The organism is Streptomyces sp. NPDC007929 (genome assembly GCF_042959065.1).
Lineage (GTDB): Bacteria > Actinomycetota > Actinomycetes > Streptomycetales > Streptomycetaceae > Streptomyces.
Window position 1 is genome coordinate 95,463 of record NZ_JBIBKD010000011.1, and the last position, 14,639, is coordinate 110,101.

The following is a 14,639-nucleotide window of genomic DNA, read 5'->3' on the forward strand; positions in this document are numbered from 1 at the left end:
ACGCGCGCGTGGGGCCTCGCCCCCGGCGTACGACACTGATGGCGTGATCCGTTACGACGCCCTGGAGTCCCTGCCCGTACGCGCTGCCCTGCCCGCCCTGGACGACGCCTTGCAGGGGCACGGCACCGCCGTCCTCGTGGCGCCGCCCGGCACCGGCAAGACCACCCTGGTGCCGCTGGCGCTGGCGGGGCTGCTCGGGGAGGGACCCGGGCGGCGGGTGATCGTGGCCGAGCCGCGGCGGATCGCGGCCCGGGCCGCGGCGCGGCGGATGGCGTGGCTGCTGGGCGAGAAGCCCGGCGAGAGCGTCGGCTACACCGTGCGCGGGGAACGGGTCGTCGGGCGGCACACGCGCGTGGAGGTCGTCACGACCGGTGTGCTGGTGCAGCGGCTGCAACGTGACCAGGAGCTGTCCGGTGCCGATGTGGTGGTGCTCGACGAGTGCCACGAGCGGCACCTGGACGCGGACACGGCGGCGGCATTCCTGTGGGACGTGCGCGAGACCCTGCGTCCGGAGCTGCGGCTGGTGGCCGCCTCGGCGACGACCGACGCCGAGGGGTGGGCGCGGCTGCTGGGCGGGGCACCGGTGGTCGAGGCGCACGGCACGGCCCACCCGGTGGAAACGGTGTGGACGCCCCCGGCGCGGCCGGTGCGCCCGCCGCACGGGATGCGGGTCGACCCGGCGTTGCTGACCCATGTGGCGTCCGTGGTGCGGCGGGCGCTGGCCGAGCGGGACGGGGACGTGCTGTGTTTCCTGCCGGGCGTGGGCGAGATCGCCCGGGTCGCCGGGCAGCTCGGCGCGCCGGGTGACGTCGAGGTGCTCCAGGTGCACGGGCGGGCGCCGGCGGCCGTGCAGGACGCGGTGCTGGCGTCCGGGGAACGGCGGCGGGTCGTGCTGGCGACGTCCGTCGCGGAGTCGTCGCTGACCGTGCCCGGGGTGCGGGTGGTGGTGGACTCGGGGCTGGCGCGTGAGCCGCGGGTGGACCACGCGCGCGGGCTGAGCGCGCTGACGACGGTGCGGGCCTCCCAGGCGGCCGGGCGGCAGCGGGCGGGGCGCGCCGGGCGTGAGGCGCCGGGGGCGGTGTACCGCTGCTGGGCGGAGGCCGAGGACGCGCGTCTGCCGCGTCATCCGTCGCCGGAGATCAAGGTGGCCGATCTGACGGCGTTCGCCTTGCAGGTGGCGTGCTGGGGGGATCCGGAGGCGTCCGGGCTGGCGCTGCTGGACGGGCCGCCGAGCGGGGCCATGGCGGCGGCACGCGAGGTCCTGGCGGCGGTGGGGGCGGTGGACTCCGCCGGGCGGGCCACACAGCGGGGTGTCGCGCTGTCCCGGCTGGGGCTGCATCCCCGGCTGGGGCGGGCACTGCTCGACTCCGTCCCATTCACGGGAGCCGAGCGGGCCGCGGAGGTCGTGGCGCTGTTGAGCGAGGAGGCTCCGCGGGAGTACGGAGACGATCTGGCCGGTGCTCTGCGTCGCGCCCGGCGTGGGGGTGACGCCTATTCCTCGCGGTGGCGGACGGAGGTTCGGCGGCTGCGGGCCGTCGTTTCGGGCGTCTCCCACCCACCCGCGCCCATCTCGCGTGCGGAGGCGCGGGTCGACGCGTGGGCGAACACCTCGGAAGAGGCACAGGCCGGGCTCGTCGCCGCTCTCGCCTTTCCCGAACGGGTCGCCAAGCGGGACGGGGCGTCGTACCTCATGGTCTCCGGCACCCGAGCCGAGGTCGGTGCGGCCGGCGGGTTGCACCATGCCACCTGGATCGCTGTCGCCGTGGCCGACCGGCCCGTCGGCAAGGGGCACGCGCGTGTGCAGCTCGGGGCTGTCGTCGACGAGGGGACGGCCCGGCTCGCGGCGGGGGCGCTGCTGGAGGAGCGGGACGAGGTCCGCTGGGACGGCGGGGACGTCGTGGCGCGGCACGTGGAGCGGCTGGGTGCCGTGGAGCTGACGGTGCGGGCGCTGAGGGACGCCGCCGCGGGACCGGTGCGCGAGGCGTTGCTCGACGGGTTGCGGCGGGAGGGGTTCGGGCTGCTGCGCTGGTCGGCGGAGGCCGAGGTCCTGCGGCAGCGGCTGGCCTTTCTGCGACTGCACCTCGGGGCGCCCTGGCCGGACGTGTCCGACGGCGCGCTGCACGCGCGCGTGGAGGAGTGGCTGGAGCCGGAGCTCGGCCGGGCGCGGCGCCGGGCAGACCTGGCGCGGATCGACGCCGGGCAGGGGCTGGCCCGGCTGCTGCCCTGGGCCTCCGGGGAAGCGGGGCGCCTCGACGAGCTGGCCCCGGAGCGGATGACCGTGCCGAGCGGCTCGAGGATCCGGATCGACTACTCGCGGCCCGAGCAGCCCGTGCTGGCGGTGAAGTTGCAGGAGATGTTCGGGCTGCACGAGTCGCCCCGGGTCGCCGGGGTGCCGCTGCTCGTGCACCTGCTGTCCCCGGCCGGGCGGCCGGCGGCCGTCACCGCCGACCTCGCCTCGTTCTGGCGGGACGGCTACAGCGGCGTGCGGGCGGAGCTGCGGGGGCGCTATCCGAAGCATCCGTGGCCCGAGGACCCGGCGGCGGCCGAGCCGACCCGGCACACCAGCGCGCGGCTCAGGCGCTGACGGACGGCACTTCTTCGGCCGGCGAGGGGTCCGCTCCCGAGGGGCGGCGGGCGCGGGCCTCCAGGTACAGCGCGAGGGCGAGCAGGAGGACGCCGAGGGTCAGGGAGCCCCACGGCAGGTAGGACGTCATCAGTGCGATGAGCAGGCGCTGGGACTTCACCAGGTCGACGGTGTGCGTGATGTAGTCCTCGCGCATCTTCACGTGTCCGGCGAACGCGGTCACCTTGTCGCGGTCGCCGAGGAGGGCGCCGCCGCGCAGTTCCTCCTGGTGGATCTCCTCGCCGTACACGGGGGCGCCGGTGAGCGGTTCGACCCAGAACTTGCGGACGGTGGTGTACCAGCGGGTCGTGCCGGTCCGTTCCACCGCCTCGCGGGTGAGGCCCTTCACGGGCAGGGTCTTCGGGATCCTCACCTCGGTCCAGGGGATGGTCTGCTCGAAGTAGTAGACCTCCAGGCCGCGGAAGTCCTGGGTGCCCTCGTAGGTGATGGGCGCGGTGACGCGGGCCTGCGCGTCGAAGTACTCGTAGTCCCGTTTCTCGGTCAGGAAGGGCCATTTGAACTCGATGCCCTCGCGGCGCACCGGGTCGCCGTCGACCATCTCGCCGGTGGCGTGGACGGGTTCCTGGGTGTGGGCGTCGAAGATGTAGCGCTCGGGGATCCTGGAGACCATCCTGCCGTCGGGGCCGACGACGTAGGACAGGCCGTCCCAGACGACGACGTCGCGGCCCGCCGACTCCTCGATCCGCTCGGAGGCCTCCACGTCGCCCTTGAGGGTCTGGACGATGGTGACCTTGGAGACCTTCTTGGCCTTCATCGTGCCGTAGTCGAGAAGGGTGGCGTCCTTCGCCTCCAGCACCATGTCCTGGTACTGGTTCGCGGGGACCTTGGCGAGGCGGGGGAAGGCGTACCAGCGCAGCAGCGGGGACAGGGCCGCGAAGAACACGGCGAGGGCGAGCAGGACCAGGCCGGACTTGCGGCGCATCTCGGCCTCCCTCCCGGGCGGGGCGGTCAGGGGTGTGCGGGCACGGTCGTCAGCAGCGGCTTCGGAGATGTCCCGCCCGAGGGGGAACCGAGGGCGGTCAGCGTCAGGACCACGGCGAACGCGAGGGCGAGCCCGGTGGCGGCGGCGATGAGGGCGCGCATACGGAGCCTCCCCACGGGTCGTGACGGCCGGAACTGATGCACCGTCAGGTTGTTCGGCACCGTAGCAACGCACGGCGGAGATGAGAACACGTTGCACACACAACGACGCCCCTCCTTATAAGAGGGGCGTCGTCTGTCGTACCCGAGAGCTACGCGCTCGGGCTGTCCGACGGGCTCGTGCTCGGGGTCGGACTCGGGCTCGGGCTCGGCGAGGACGTCTCGGCCGCCGCGACGGTCAGTTCGACGGTGAGTGCCGCACCGCCCGCCGTGGTGACGCGGAGCAGGAAGGTGCCGGTCGCGTCGTCCGCGTACAGCTTGGGCAGCTTCAGCAGGCCCTTGGCGTCCGTCTTGAGGCCCGTGAGGGTGCGGACGGTCTTGCCGTCGGCGTCCTTGAAGTAGGGGCCCTTGTCGGTGACGGCCGGGTCGTCCGCCGACTTGATCAGCGTGGCGGTGGCCGCGACACCGTCGGCGACGGCGCCCTTGTACGTGGCCTTCACCTCGACCTGGTCGGCGAACGTGCCGCCCGGTGTGCAGGTCAGCGCGGCGTCATCGGTGCGAGCGAGGGCGTCGGCGGCGCGCTCGGTGACCGTGGCCTTGTAGTCGAGCCCCGGGACGGTACGGCCCACCACGGTGGCGCGGACGGTGACGGTCCCGGTCTTCTCCCCCGCCCGCAGTTCGGGCGCCACGGCCACACCGGAACTGTTGGTGGCGACCGTGGCCACGTGCTCGCCGCCGGTGAAGGTGGTGTCCGTGTCGCCGACGATCGTGAAGCGGACCCTGACCTTGGCGACGGACTTGCCGGCCTCCGTCTCGGCGCGGGTGCTGATCCGGCGGCCGAACGCGTCGCCGGCCATGGCGGTGAGCTTCCCCGTTCCGGCGTCCTCCAGGTGAGCCACCGTGTCGGTGGGAGTGGGAGGCGTGGTGGGCGGTGTGGACGGCGTGCCGGGCGGTGTGGTGGGCGGCTTCGGGGTCGTGCTGCCGCCACCGCCGGGCTTGTCGGGTGTCTCGGACTTCCCGGGGTTGGGGCCGGGCTTGGGACCGGGCTCGGGCGTCGAGCCCGCCGGGGACGTCGCGCCCGGGACGGTGGTCGTCGGGCTTCCGTTCGCGCGGCCGTCGCTACGGTTGCCGGGGAGCGTGCCGGTGCCGTTCGGAACCTCGTGCGCACCCTTGCGGTAGTACTCCAGCCACCTCATGACGAGGTTCAGGTACTCGCGCGAGTTGTTGTAGCTGAGTATCGCCCGGTCGAGGTCGCCCTGCTGGGACAGGTCCCAGTTGTTGCGGCACAGGTAGTGCCCGGCGGCGAGCGCGGCGTCGTAGATGTTGTTCGGGTCCTTCTTGCCGTCGGCGTTGCCGTCGCGGCCGGCCCAGGCCCAGGTGGAGGGGATGAACTGCATGGGGCCGACGGCCTGGTCGTACGAGCTGTTGCCGTCGTACGCGCCGTCGTCGGTGTCCTTGATGAGGGCGAAGCCGTTGCCGTCGAGCTGCGGGCCCAGGATCGGCTTGAGGGTGGTGCCGTCGGCGTCGACCCGGCCGCCGCGGGCCTGTCCCGACTCCACCCGGCCGATGGCGGCCAGGAGTTGCCAGGGCAGGTTGCAGCCGGGCTTCTTCTCGCGCAGCGCGGCCTCGGCCTTCTTGTAGGCGTCGAGGACGGTCGCGGGGATACCGGCTTCGGTGGCACCCGTGCCGCCGGGGGCGGGCCCCGTGGAGGGGGACGGGTTCGGGCTCTTGAGCGGGGGCAGGTCCGTGTAGTACGGCGAGTTGCCGGTGGCGCTGCCGTCGGAGGTGCTCGCTTCGGGTGAGGGGGTGGCGTCGGCGGCGCTCTGTCTGCCGTGGTCGTTCACGCCCGGAGCCTGGGAGGCGGACAGGGCCGCGACCGCCACCGCGGCCACGGCGGTGGTCGCCGCCCCCTTGCGCAGCCTCCTGCCGAATTGCGCCGCCATAGAGTGAACCCCTCCCGTGGACGCCCGAGCGTCCGGTCTACGTCTGCAGTGTTCGCCCTGTTGTGACGATCCAACCGCCCGAGTGGTTGCCCTCCGACGGCCACGACACTGTCTCTTGCGTGTTCAGTTCTTCACCGCGGTCACGTGTGCGACGCGCTCCCCGCGCGGCGACTGTGGCGACCCTACGGCAACTTCCTTTGCTCGGGCACCCGTTCGTGACCGTTTTTCACCAGTTGGCCATGTGCGTTCATGACGCCCTCGACCTGGTGGCATCCCGCATACTGGGCCACTGACCGCCGGGCCTCGCCGCCTGGTGCAACGAGTGTCGCGAGGAGCCGAGTTGCCGTTCACGCTGAGCCACGCGGCGGCCGTACTGCCCGCCGTCCGCACGGACGGCACCGGCCGGGGCGCACTGGTGCCCGCCGTGCTCGTGGCGGGGTCCCTGGCGCCCGACATGACCTATTACGCGGCGAGTGTGCTGTCCGGGGCGATGGAGTTCGGCGAGGTCACGCACTCGGTTGCGGGTGTCGTCACGGTCGATGTGCTCATCGCCTGGGCACTGGTGGGGCTGTGGCTGCTGATGCGTGAGCCGCTCGTCGCGCTGCTGCCGCGGGCCCGGCAGGGACGAGTGGCGGCCCTGCTGCGGTGCGGGGCGCCCCGGGCGCGGGTGCGGCCGTCGCTGGTGGTTCGCTGGTACGTCTCCGCGGTGCTCGGGGCGCTGACCCATGTGGTGTGGGACGCGTTCACGCATCTCGACCGGTGGGGCATGCGGCTGTTTCCGGTGCTGGGCCGTGAGGTGGCCGGCTCACCGCTGTACTGGTACCTGCAGTACGGGGGTTCGGCGGTGGCAGCGGTCGTGATCGCCGTGTTCGTGGCGCGGGCGCTGCGGCGGGTGCCCGTGGGCGAGCCGGTGGGTGTTCCCGTGCTGGTGGTACGGGACCGTTGGGCGGCCGCTGCCGTCGTCGGCGGCTTCGCGCTGGTGGGGGCGGTGCAGCGGGCGTCGCGGTGGTGGGCGTACTGGGGCTCGGCCGCCAAGCCGTGGGAGATCGTTCCGACGGTGTGTTTCGGCGCGGGCGCGGGCCTCGTCCCGGCGCTGCTGCTCTACGCCGTGGGGGTCAGGGTACTGCGCCCGGTTCCGGTCCAGGCCGGTCCTGCCGCTGTCCCTGCCCCTGTCGCCGAGTCGGAGCCGAGCCGCCCGGCCGCTCACTGAGGGCGCCGCCGGTCGTCCTGATGTACACGGTGATCGTGGTGTGCGCGGGGCGGGGGCGTGGAAGCAGGGTGAGGGCGAGGGCCAGGTAGTCGCGGGCCAGCCGGGCCCAGGGGCGGGAGGGTTTGCCCGGGGGCGGGGGCTCGGGGGTGCAGGGGGGCATCGCCTCGGCCGGGGCCTTGCCGGTGACACCGTCCGGATCGGCAACGGCCGTCGTGCTGTCGACGCCGATGACACCGGCGAGGAGAGCCAGGGCGTCGGTGCCGGTCAGGGCGTCGAGGGTCTCGGTGTCGGCGAGGCCGGCCAGGACGGCCAGGGCTTCCGGGTCGGCGACACCCGTCAGGGCGGACAGTGCTTCGGGGCCCGCGAGCGCGGCGAGGACGGCCAGGGCCTCGGGGGCGGCGAGGGCGGGGGCGGTGGTCGGGCCGTCCGGACCCGGAAATGCCGCCTCGGCGCCCAAGGCACCGGTGGCGGCGGAGCCGGTGGTGTGCCGCCCCCGGGCCAGGCGCTGCCGGAGGTCCGCCGTCGCGTGGCGCAGAGCCGAGGTGAGGGTGACGGGGACGCGAACCGTACTCGCGGCGGCCTCGAACGCCGGAACCGGCGGCAGTGCCACGCCTGACGCCGTGCGGCTGAGGAGCGTGCGTATACCCATGCCCCGCATCTTTGCGAGCCCCGTGACACGGGGCGCCTTCTCGGGGGCCACGCGAGTGATGGATCAGTGGGGGGCGAGGCGGGGCGGGGCAGGTGACCGGGGCGAGCGCCCAGCCCCTGGCTGCGTCCGTACGACGGCATCCCCGGGTCGGCCAAGGCAGTACCCCGCACCCCTGCCCGCCGGGACGGGACGGGACGGGGCGGGTCGGGGCGGGACGGGAGGGGGCTCGGGCCACGGAACTCGTGCCCCCGGGCCTCCCCCGCGAATCCCCCCGGGAGGGCTAGTGCGCCGCCGACTCCCAGTCGGGACCAGCGCCCACCGAGACGCCCAGGGGGACGCGGAGGTGGACGGCGTTCGCCATCTCTCGGCGGACCAGCTCCTCGGCGGCGGACCGCTCCCCGGGGGCGATCTCCAGCACGATTTCGTCGTGGACCTGGAGGAGCATGCGGGAGGCGAGGCCCGCTTCCTTCAGGGCGTCGTCGACCTTGAGCATGGCGATCTTGACGATGTCGGCTGCGGTGCCCTGGATAGGCGCGTTGAGGGCCATACGCTCGGCCGCCTCACGACGCTGGCGGTTGTCGCTGTTGAGGTCGGGGAGGTAGCGGCGGCGTCCGAAGAGTGTCGCCGTGTAGCCGGTGGCCCGGGCCTCGTCGACCGCCCGGCGCAGATAGTCCCGTACGCCGCCGAACCGCTCGAAGTACGCGTCCATCAGGGCGCGGGCCTCCGCCGCCTCGATGTTCAGCTGCTGGGAGAGGCCGAAGGCGGACAGTCCGTAGGCCAGGCCGTACGACATGGCCTTGATCTTGCGGCGCATCTCGGCGTCGACGCCGGTCGGCTCGACCGCGAAGACCTGGGAGGCGGCCGTGGTGTGCAGGTCCTCGCCGGAGGTGAAGGCCTGGATCAGGCCCTCGTCCTCGGAGAGGTGCGCCATCACGCGCAGCTCGATCTGGCTGTAGTCGGCCGTCATCAGCGACTCGAAGCCCTCGCCGACGACGAACCCGCGGCGGATGGCGCGGCCCTCGTCGGTGCGGACCGGGATGTTCTGCAGGTTCGGGTCGGTCGAGGAGAGGCGGCCGGTGGCGGCGACCGTCTGGTTGAACGTGGTGTGGATGCGGCCGTCCGCGGCGATCGTCTTGATCAGGCCTTCGACGGTGACGCGGAGCTTGGCCTGCTCACGGTGGCGGAGCATGATCACCGGAAGCTCGTTGTCCGTCTGCGTCGCGAGCCAGGCCAGGGCGTCGGCGTCCGTGGTGTAGCCGGTCTTGGTCCGCTTGGTCTTGGGCAGGGCCAGCTCGCCGAAGAGGACCTCCTGGAGCTGCTTGGGCGAGCCGAGGTTGAACTCGTGCCCGGCCGCCGCGTGGGCCTCCTTGACCGCCTGCTGGACCGCGCCGGCGAACATCTGCTCCATGGCCTCCAGGTGGGACCGGTCCGCCGCGATGCCGTGCCGCTCCATGCGGGCGAGCAGCGCGGACGTGGGCAGCTCCATGTCCCGCAGCAGGTCGGCGGCGCCGACCTCCTCCAGGCGGCCCTCGAAGGCCTGGCCCAGGTCGAGGACGGCACGGGCCTGGATCATCAGGGCCTCGGCCTCGGCGCCGTCGTCCGCCCCGAAGGCGAGCTGGCCGTCGGCCGCGGCCGCCGGGGTCAGCTCGCGGTGCAGGTACTCCAGGGAGAGCGCGTCCAGGTCGAAGGAGCGGCGACCCGGCTTGACCAGGTAGGCGGCGAGCGCGGTGTCCATGGTGACGCCCTCGACGCTCCAGCCGTGCTCGGCGAAGACGCGCATGGCGCCCTTGGCGTTGTGGAGGACCTTGGGGTGCTCGGCGTCGGCGAGCCAGGTCGCGAAGGCACGCTCGTCGGCCTCGTCGAGCTCGGAGGGGTCGAACCAGGCGGCGGGGCCCTCGGGCGCGGCGAGGGCGACCTCGGCGACCGAGCCGGTGCCCAGCGCCCAGGTGTCGACCGTGGCGATGCCGAGGGGCTGTCCGCCGTGCTCGGTGAGCCAGGCGGACAGCTCGCCGGTGCCGAGCACCTTTCCGTCCAGCTCCACGCCCTCGGCGCTGACCGGGGTGGTCTCGGCCTCCTCGGCCCCCGGGTCGACGGCGAAGAGCCGCTCGCGCAGCGACGGGTTACGGATCTCCAGGGTGTCCAGGATCATCGCGACGGCCTTGCGGTCGTAGGCCGCGCGCTCCAGGTCGGTGACGCCCTTGGGCAACTCGACCTGGCGCTCCAGCTCGGTGAGCCGGCGGTTGAGCTTGACGGACTCCAGGTGGTCGCGGAGGTTCTGGCCGGCCTTGCCCTTGACCTCCTCGACGCGCTCGACGAGCTCGGCGAAGGAGCCGAACTGGTTGATCCACTTCGCGGCGGTCTTCTCGCCGACGCCGGGGATGCCGGGGAGGTTGTCGGAGGGGTCGCCGCGCAGGGCCGCGAAGTCGGGGTACTGCGCGGGCGTCAACCCGTACTTCTCGAATACCTTCTCCGGGGTGAAGCGGGTGAGCTCGGAGACGCCCTTGGTCGGGTACAGCACCGTGGTGTGCTCGCTGACCAGCTGGAAGGAGTCGCGGTCGCCGGTGACGATCAGCACCTCGAAGCCCTCGGCCTCGGCCTGGGTGGCGAGGGTGGCGATGACGTCGTCGGCCTCGAAGCCGTCCACGGCGAAGCGCTGGGCGCCCATCGCGTCCAGCAGCTCGCCGATCAGCTCGACCTGGCCCTTGAACTCGTCCGGGGTCTTGGAGCGGTTCGCCTTGTACTCCGTGAACTCCTGGGACCGCCAGGTCTTGCGGGAGACGTCGAAGGCGACCGCGAAGTGCGTGGGCGCCTCGTCGCGCAGCGTGTTGGCGAGCATCGACGCGAAGCCGTAGATCGCGTTCGTCGGCTGGCCCGTCGCGGTGGTGAAGTTCTCCGCGGGCAGCGCGAAGAACGCGCGGTAGGCCAGCGAGTGCCCGTCCATGAGCATCAGTCGCGGCCGGCTGCCGCCGGAGGTCTGGTCGGTCGTCTTCGATGCTGTCTCTGCCACGCCCCCGATCCTGCCACGCCCCACTGACACTCGGCCCCGCCCCCACGACTGCCGGACTCGGACGCACCCTCACCGGGCCCCGCCACCTCCGCTGTCGCGCCCCCGAGGACGCACCCACCTCCGCTGCCCGCTCGTCCCGCTGCCGCCCCGGGGCCCGCTCGTCCACGATGCCGCCCCGGGAACCCACTCGCCCCCGCTGTCACATCCCACGGGCTCGCCCCTCACCGTTCTCCGTCGCACCCCACGGGTTCACCCCTCACCCCCTCTGTCACACCCCGACGCATTGCTCACTCCCCTGATCGCCCCTCCCGGCCCGACCGCGCCGCGTGCGAGGATCGGAGGCATACCTCACAGCGCAGTCGAAGGAGAGTGTGCGATGGCGTCGAAGCCGCCCAAGAGCGATCCGGTCCAGGACGCGCCGCAGGTCGCCGGGCCGAAGCACGCGGCCGCGGGGCTGCCGGCCATCGGGCACACGCTGCGGATCGCCCAGCAGCAGATGGGCGTGAAGCGCACCGCGCTGACGCTGCTGAGCGTGAACCAGAAGGACGGCTTCGACTGCCCGGGCTGCGCCTGGCCCGAGCCGGAGCACCGGCACAAGGCGGAGTTCTGCGAGAACGGCGCGAAGGCCGTGGCCGAGGAGGCCACCCTGCGCCGGGTCACGCCCGAGTTCTTCGCCGCGCACCCGGTCGCCGACCTGGCCCGCCGCAGTGGCTACTGGCTGGGGCAGCAGGGCCGCCTCACCCACCCCATGTACCTGCCCGAGGGCGGCTCGCACTACGAGCCGGTCACCTGGGAGCGCGCTTTCGACATCATCGCCGAGGAGATCGCCGCGCTCGCGTCCCCCGACGAGGCCCTGTTCTACACCTCCGGCCGCACCAGCAACGAGGCCGCGTTCCTGTACCAGCTGTTCGCCCGCGAGCTCGGCACGAACAACCTGCCGGACTGCTCGAACATGTGCCACGAGTCGTCCGGATCGGCCCTGTCGGAGACGATCGGCATCGGCAAGGGCAGCGTCCTGCTGGAGGACCTCTACAAGGCGGACCTGATCATCGTCGCCGGGCAGAACCCGGGGACGAACCACCCGCGCATGCTGTCCGCGCTGGAGAAGGCCAAGGACAACGGCGCGAAGATCATCAGCGTCAACCCGCTGCCGGAGGCGGGTCTGGAGCGTTTCAAGAACCCGCAGACCCCGCAGGGCATGGTCAAGGGCGCCGCGCTCACCGACCTGTTCCTGCAGATCCGCATCGGCGGCGACCAGGCCCTGTTCCGCCTGCTGAACAAGCTGATCCTGCAGACGGACGGAGCGGTCGACGAGGCGTTCGTACGGGAGCACACGCACGGCTACGAGGAGTTCACCGAGGCCGCCCGCGCCGCCGACTGGGACGAGACGCTCACGGCGACCGGTCTGACCCGCCAGGACGTCGAGAAGGCCCTGGAGATGGTCCTGGCCTCCGAACGCACCATCGTGTGCTGGGCGATGGGCCTCACCCAGCACAAGCACTCGGTCCCCACCATCAGGGAAGTCGTCAACTTCCTCCTGCTGCGCGGCAACATCGGCCGTCCGGGTGCGGGCGTGTGCCCGGTGCGCGGGCACTCGAACGTGCAGGGCGACCGCACGATGGGCATCTTCGAGCGGCCCGCCCCGGCGTTCCTGGACGCCCTGGAGAAGGAGTTCGGCTTCGCACCCCCGCGCGAGCACGGCTACGACGTCGTACGCGCCATCCGCGCCCTGCGCGACGGGGAGGCGAAGGTCTTCTTCGCCATGGGCGGCAACTTCGTGGCGGCGTCCCCCGACACGGACGTCACGGAAGCGGCCATGCGCCGGGCCCGGCTGACCGTGCACGTGTCGACGAAGCTGAACCGCTCGCACGCGGTCACGGGCGCGCGGGCCCTGATCCTGCCGACGCTGGGCCGCACCGAGCGCGATCTCCAGGGCAGCGGCGAGCAGTTCGTGACGGTCGAGGACTCGATGGGCATGGTGCACGCCTCGCGGGGCCGCCTGGAGCCCGCGAGCCGGCACCTGCTGTCGGAGCCGGCCATCGTCAGCCGGCTCGCCCGCCGCGTGCTCGGCGAGAACAGCCGCACGCCGTGGGAGGAGTTCGAGAAGGACTACGCGACGATCCGGGACCGCATCGCGCGCGTGATCCCCGGCTTCGAGGACTTCAACGCGCGCGTGGCCCGCCCCGGCGGCTTCGCCCTGCCCCATGCCCCGCGCGACGAGCGCCGCTTCCCCACGGCCACCGGCAAGGCCAACTTCACCGCCGCGCCCGTGGAGTACCCGGAGCTGCCCGAGGGCCGCCTGCTGCTCCAGACGCTGCGCTCGCACGACCAGTACAACACCACGATCTACGGCCTCGACGACCGCTACCGGGGCATCAGGAACGGCCGCCGGGTGGTGCTGGTGCATCCCGAGGACGCGCGGGCCCTGAAGCTGGCGGACGGGTCGTACGTCGACCTGGTCGGCGAGTGGAAGGACGGTGTGGAGCGCCGGGCCCCCGGTTTCCGGGTCGTGCACTACCCGACGGCCCGGGGCTGCGCCGCCGCGTACTACCCGGAGACCAACGTGCTGGTGCCGCTGGACGCCACCGCGGACACCAGTAACACCCCGGCCAGCAAGTCCGTGGTGGTACGTCTGGAACAATCGGCAACCGACTGAGCGTTCGCTCAGTGATACAGGCAGCCGAGTGACGAGGACGAACGGAGCCGGGCCCGATGGGTGAGCAGCAGCATGTGAAGTTCCCGCAAGAGGTCATCGACGAGTACGCCGCGCTCGGCGTCGACCTCTTGGCCCTGTTCTCCGCGGGGCATCTCGGGAACCGGATGGGCGTCCAGATCTCCGAGGCGTCGGCGGACCGGGTCGTCGGCACAATGCCAGTGGAGGGCAACACCCAGCCCTACGGGCTGCTGCACGGCGGGGCCTCCGCGGTGCTGGCCGAGACCCTCGGCTCGATCGGGTCGATGCTGCACGGCGGCAGCTCCAAGATCGCCGTGGGCGTCGACCTGAACTGCACCCATCACCGGGGGGTGCGCTCCGGCCTGGTCACGGGCGTGGCCACGCCCGTGCACCGGGGGCGTTCGACCGCCACCTACGAGATCGTCATCACGGACGAAAACGACAAAAGGGTCTGCACGGCCCGGCTGACCTGCCTTCTGCGGGACGTCAAGCCGAGCGACGAGGAGCTCATCCGCGGCGCGAACTGACCCCCTCGGCCCGGTTCGGCACAGAGGAAGACGCAGACACGACAGAGAGAAGACGCGGAGAAGACGTTTCCCTCGACCAGGACGTGCACTCCGGGCTCGACGCGGCGGCGAAGAAGCACCCGGGCGATCCGGCCGCACAGGCCGCCGCCGTCGCCGCCGCCGTCCGGGGCGCACCGCCCACCCGCACCCCGACCACCCCGGGCCCGCCTCCGACACCCACGACATCGCCGTGATCCAGCTGCCCGCCGCCGAGATGAAAGCCCGCTGGAGCTGCACGCCGGCCACCCTGCCCACCGCGAACCATCCCGGCGAGCTGGGCCCACGGGGCCTGCACGGCACCGACCGGACCGTCACCGGATACGGCACCCAGGAGGCCGTCAACGGCCCCGGCGGCCAGTCCCACCCGGGCGGCGGCGTCAGGACGAAGGCACCGTCACCTTCAGCGCCCTCAACAACCCCTGGGGCCCGGCTCGCGATGACCGCACCGCAGGGCAACGGAGGCGCCTGCTACGGCGACTCGGGTGGCCCCAACTTCGCTGTCCTGGACGGCCGGAGCGTCCTCGCCGCCACCACCATCACCGGCGGCACCCCCTGCTACGCGACCAACGTGACCCACCGCCTGGACACGCCAGGCGCCCGCGCGTTCCTCTCGCCCTTCACGAAGCTGCCGTAACCCGCAGAACCGGCCTGTATGGGAGCCGGGTTGGGCGTCCGGCTGCCCAGGACGCCCAAGCGGGGTCCGTTCCCGGCACACCCCACACCCCACACCATCACAATGGAAATCACCGTTTCCGATTGCCCGGCGCTCCCCCAGGAAGTCGATCTCCCTTTTCTCGACGTAACGCTCCGTAACGCGCGCGCAAAACAACACCCCGGTTTCATCTTCGGCCGCGCTCACGCCCGGG

General features: G+C 72.6%; 10 protein-coding genes and 1 pseudogene. 6 read left to right on the forward strand and 5 right to left on the reverse strand.

The genetic code is table 11. The annotated features are described in order from the left end of the window. Positions 1-43: 43 nt before the first annotated feature. Positions 44-2,584, forward strand: a complete 2,541-nt coding sequence (gene hrpB / locus ACFZDE_RS31955) for an ATP-dependent helicase HrpB (protein ID WP_391205880.1) — start codon at positions 44-46, stop codon at positions 2,582-2,584. On the opposite strand, the gene ACFZDE_RS31960 is transcribed toward hrpB, so the two are convergent. The 3 genes from ACFZDE_RS31960 to ACFZDE_RS31970 all read right to left on the reverse strand — a co-directional run bounded on the left by ACFZDE_RS31960 (position 2,574) and on the right by ACFZDE_RS31970 (position 5,667). Beyond that, positions 2,574-3,566: a porin PorA family protein gene (locus ACFZDE_RS31960; RefSeq protein ID WP_391205883.1), complete on the reverse strand. Its 993-nt coding sequence runs from the start codon at positions 3,564-3,566 to the stop codon at positions 2,574-2,576. The two genes, hrpB and ACFZDE_RS31960, sit on opposite strands and share 11 nt — an antisense overlap. A gap of 26 nt (positions 3,567-3,592) precedes the next feature. Further along, positions 3,593-3,727, reverse strand: a complete 135-nt coding sequence (locus tag ACFZDE_RS31965) for an SPW_0924 family protein (protein ID WP_107426737.1) — start codon at positions 3,725-3,727, stop codon at positions 3,593-3,595. Positions 3,728-3,876: 149 nt separating this feature from the next. Then, positions 3,877-5,667 carry a lytic murein transglycosylase gene (locus tag ACFZDE_RS31970; RefSeq protein WP_391205887.1) on the reverse strand — a complete coding sequence of 597 codons (1,791 nt, stop codon included), beginning with the start codon at positions 5,665-5,667 and terminating at the stop codon, positions 3,877-3,879. 340 nt (positions 5,668-6,007) lie between these two features. Between ACFZDE_RS31970 and ACFZDE_RS31975 the strand changes: the two genes are divergently transcribed. After that, on the forward strand, positions 6,008-6,877 hold the full coding sequence (locus ACFZDE_RS31975) for a DUF4184 family protein (protein ID WP_391205890.1): 870 nt from the start codon (positions 6,008-6,010) through the stop codon (positions 6,875-6,877). Here the strand turns inward: ACFZDE_RS31975 and ACFZDE_RS31980 are convergent. After that, entirely contained in the window at positions 6,783-7,526 is a 744-nt protein-coding gene (locus tag ACFZDE_RS31980; RefSeq protein WP_391002240.1) for a hypothetical protein, read from the reverse strand. The two genes, ACFZDE_RS31975 and ACFZDE_RS31980, sit on opposite strands and share 95 nt — an antisense overlap. Before the next feature lie 280 nt (positions 7,527-7,806). Beyond that, positions 7,807-10,533, reverse strand: coding sequence for a DNA polymerase I (gene polA, locus ACFZDE_RS31985; RefSeq protein WP_391205893.1), 2,727 nt, complete (start codon positions 10,531-10,533; stop codon positions 7,807-7,809). Positions 10,534-10,909: 376 nt separating this feature from the next. Here polA and ACFZDE_RS31990 point away from each other — a divergent pair, with 376 nt between their 5' ends. From ACFZDE_RS31990 to ACFZDE_RS32005, 4 genes and pseudogenes are all read left to right on the forward strand, one after another. Next, on the forward strand, positions 10,910-13,189 hold the full coding sequence (locus ACFZDE_RS31990) for an FdhF/YdeP family oxidoreductase (RefSeq protein WP_391205896.1): 2,280 nt from the start codon (positions 10,910-10,912) through the stop codon (positions 13,187-13,189). 56 nt (positions 13,190-13,245) lie between these two features. Beyond that, entirely contained in the window at positions 13,246-13,734 is a 489-nt protein-coding gene (locus ACFZDE_RS31995; RefSeq protein ID WP_391205899.1) for a hotdog fold thioesterase, read from the forward strand. 83 nt (positions 13,735-13,817) lie between these two features. After that, the gene (locus ACFZDE_RS32000) at positions 13,818-13,967 is read left to right on the forward strand and encodes a hypothetical protein (protein ID WP_391205902.1); all 150 of its coding nucleotides are present in this window, start codon (positions 13,818-13,820) and stop codon (positions 13,965-13,967) included. Next, positions 13,949-14,407, forward strand: a pseudogene (locus ACFZDE_RS32005) (trypsin-like serine protease); the annotation flags it as partial. The gene ACFZDE_RS32000 and the pseudogene ACFZDE_RS32005, both read left to right, overlap by 19 nt. Positions 14,408-14,639 lie beyond the last annotated feature (232 nt).

Bases quoted from the DNA above. Each gene is read 5' to 3' on its own strand.
- ACFZDE_RS31990 (WP_391205896.1), top strand. From the start codon at position 10,910: ATGGCGTCGAAGCCGCCCAAGAGCGATCCGGTCCAGGACGCGCCGCAG.
- ACFZDE_RS31970 (WP_391205887.1), bottom strand. From the start codon at position 5,667: ATGGCGGCGCAATTCGGCAGGAGGCTGCGCAAGGGGGCGGCGACCACC.
- ACFZDE_RS31960 (WP_391205883.1), bottom strand. From the start codon at position 3,566: ATGCGCCGCAAGTCCGGCCTGGTCCTGCTCGCCCTCGCCGTGTTCTTC.
- ACFZDE_RS31965 (WP_107426737.1), bottom strand. From the start codon at position 3,727: ATGCGCGCCCTCATCGCCGCCGCCACCGGGCTCGCCCTCGCGTTCGCC.
- ACFZDE_RS31995 (WP_391205899.1), top strand. From the start codon at position 13,246: ATGGGTGAGCAGCAGCATGTGAAGTTCCCGCAAGAGGTCATCGACGAG.
- ACFZDE_RS31980 (WP_391002240.1), bottom strand. From the start codon at position 7,526: ATGGGTATACGCACGCTCCTCAGCCGCACGGCGTCAGGCGTGGCACTG.